Annotated in this window: 3 protein-coding genes; all 3 read left to right on the plus strand. The window is 41.4% G+C overall.

Translation table 11 applies throughout. The annotated features are described in order from the left end of the window. Window positions 1-505, plus strand: a 505-nt coding sequence (locus AC6F75_RS09430; RefSeq protein WP_500714753.1) for a hypothetical protein, incomplete at its 5' end; no start/stop codon positions are given. A gap of 253 nt (window positions 506-758) precedes the next feature. Continuing rightward, the gene (locus tag AC6F75_RS09435; protein ID WP_500714754.1) at window positions 759-1,835 is read left to right on the plus strand and encodes a DinB family protein; all 1,077 of its coding nucleotides are present in this window, start codon (window positions 759-761) and stop codon (window positions 1,833-1,835) included. Between the two features lie 535 nt (window positions 1,836-2,370). Further along, window positions 2,371-2,694, plus strand: a complete 324-nt coding sequence (locus AC6F75_RS09440; protein WP_500714755.1) for a helix-turn-helix domain-containing protein — start codon at window positions 2,371-2,373, stop codon at window positions 2,692-2,694. Window positions 2,695-2,854 lie beyond the last annotated feature (160 nt).

The following is a 2,854-nucleotide window of genomic DNA, read 5'->3' on the forward strand; positions in this document are numbered from 1 at the left end:
AATGAAAAATATTCTAATGATTCTGGCTGTCGTTGCCTTTGCAATGACTTCATGCAACAATGAAAAACAAGAATTATCAAAATCATTTGATAACTTACAAAAAGAAAGTGAAGAACTTCTTCAAGTGCATACTGCACTAAAAGACCACCACAACATGCACAAGGATGCTTTCACATCTGTGAATCAGCGATTGGCAGGTAAAACCCTTCAGGATTCAACCTGGCTGGAAACCCTTGCCAACCAAGAAGTTGTGATTAAAACCCACGAGGCTGAAATCCAGAAAGTAGAGCAATTATTTGCAGGACACAAAGAGTTAGAAGCCAATTTCGGCAACCTGACCGTTGAGGAAATGCAAGTGCAGGTTGATGCCATGGAAGATGACCTTGAGGAAATCAAAAGTGCACAAAGCACTTTAAAAAATGACCACGAAAAACTGGGCAAACAACTCGCTCAAATAGAGGAAGACTTCAAAAAACAAGAGCTAACTGCTAAATCAAAGCAATAAGCACTTAACATAATGCATTCAAAACCCGGTTTAATAGCCGGGTTTTTTGTTTTCTTTAAACCCACCATGGTTTCAAAGTTAAACCAAAATTCTTTGCACTCTGCGAATGCCTTTACGTCCTTTGCAGCTTTCTTACCACACTAAAAATTAGCACATTAAACAAAAAAACATCGGCAATAGTATTGTTTTTTTTAATCATTGTTTTATTTTTACATGGCTAAAACAAAAAAAAACAACCTAAAACCCATTCATTATGAAACTTTTAAAAAACATTCTTATCGTCATTTTAGTGATGGTAGCCATTCCGTTAATTGTTGCCCTGTTTATCCCCAAAACCTTTACCAGCGAAAGTGAAATTGTGATCAACCAGCCCAAAGAGCAGGTCTATGATTATGTCAGGTATTTAAAAAACATGGATGAATATGCCGTCTGGAACCTGAAAGACCCTGATATGAAAAAAGACTATGAAGGTGAAGACGGCACAGAGGGTTTTATTGCCTATTGGGACAGTGAAAACAGCGAAGTGGGCAAAGGCAATCAAAAAATCACCAATCTGGTTGAAAATGAACATCTGGAAAGCGAAATCCGTTTTGATGGTTGGGATGACCCTATGATATCCACCTTACAGTTGGAACCTGCCGAAAATGAAAACCAAACCCGAGTGCGTTGGACATCTACCGGTACTATGCCCTACCCTTTTAATTTAATGAGCCTATTTTATGATGCAGAAGAGGATATGAATGAAAGCCTTGAAAATTTAAAGAACGTATTGGAATCACAAGAAACCATAACCATAAACAATAAAGACTTCCTGCTGGAGTACTTACAGCAAACCACAAGCGCTTTAAGCGAAAGTGTATCCGGCTTGAACGAGGCACAACTGCAATTCAAACCTGCTGAAGGCGGCTGGTCAATCAGCCAGGTCCTTGAGCACATAGTGGTCACCGAACAAATGCTCCACAACAACGCAATGGAAACCCTTGAAAAACCGGCCAACCCTGAGCGAAAAGAAGAAATACAAACCACTGATGAAGAATTGATCAGTGTGGTGACAGACCGAAGCGAAAAATTTGATGCCCCTGAAATGTTACAGGGAGAAGGCAAATACAACGACACCGAAACCGCAATCAGTGAGTTTATGCAAATACGCAACCAAGTAACAGCTACCGTCAACGAGACTTCTGAGGAAGATTTACGCAACCACATCAGCGATTCCCCCGGCGGACCCATAGACGCATACCAGTCCTTTTTGTTTATTGCGGGGCACACCGCACGGCATACACTTCAGATTGAAGAGGTAAAAGCGGCACAGGGGTTCCCGGCAAACTAAGCTACTACAAATCCCCGCGAAAGCGGGGATCTCGTAATTCAATTAATTCAATTGAAATAATTTATAAATACCATCACCACACAAATAAAGAACAACTTACTCCCATCCCATCCTTTCTGAGCTGCTAAAATAAGCCCAAATCTTCCTTTGCGGGTTTACTTTGCGGTTCTTTGCGTGAAAATCAGTACGCATTTTACACAAAGAATCAGGAAATACTTGAAAAAAAAATACTCAAATGCCGGAGTGACAAAAAGACCCGGGTGTTTTGTCGTTCCGATACGAAGTGGGGAAATCGCAGATTCAGCGCAGCTAATCGCACTTGGGTAAGCACGCCCTTCGCTGTTCAAAGTTTAAAGTCTTATATCTTACATCTAACACCTTCCTTAATCATTCTTAATTAAGCCCCCAACTTCCTGACAGTAAGCTTTTTTATTTTTTTTTATATATTAGCCCCATAGTTAACTATCCCCGCTTTGGCAGCAATGCCCTTATCCCCTATTTACTATTTGTTTAACCCATAAAACCCAAATCATCTATGGGCAAGAATGACCAACCTATTAACCAGCCCCAGACTTTGTCGTCTGAAGCTGGAAAGCGAAAGGCGAACGGGCAAAAGCGGGCTACACCCCAACAGCGCATGGCTTTTGGCAAAGCCAAAATCAAACGTAAAAACTTGTTCACCACCGCCGATGTCATGAAACTGTTTGACATTAGTGAGTCCAGTGTAAAGCGATGGCGGAAAAACCGTGTGCTGCCTTATGTTAAAATGGGAGGCACCATTTACTATTTTAAGGATGTTATATTTAAAATGCTGCAAGACCGCACCATTTTTCCCGATTCACCGGAAAACAAGCCATAAATAAACCCCGTGATCCAGACCATGGTCCAAAAACACGGGGTTTTAATGTTCCCAATATCAGGGCACCTTTAGGTGATGGTAATTTCACCCAAATAGATGCTCGTGGCTGCCGTTTCACCATCTGCGGTGATAAAAGTGGCCCAGGCGTGCACATCCTGCC

The organism is Planktosalinus sp. (assembly GCF_059864935.1).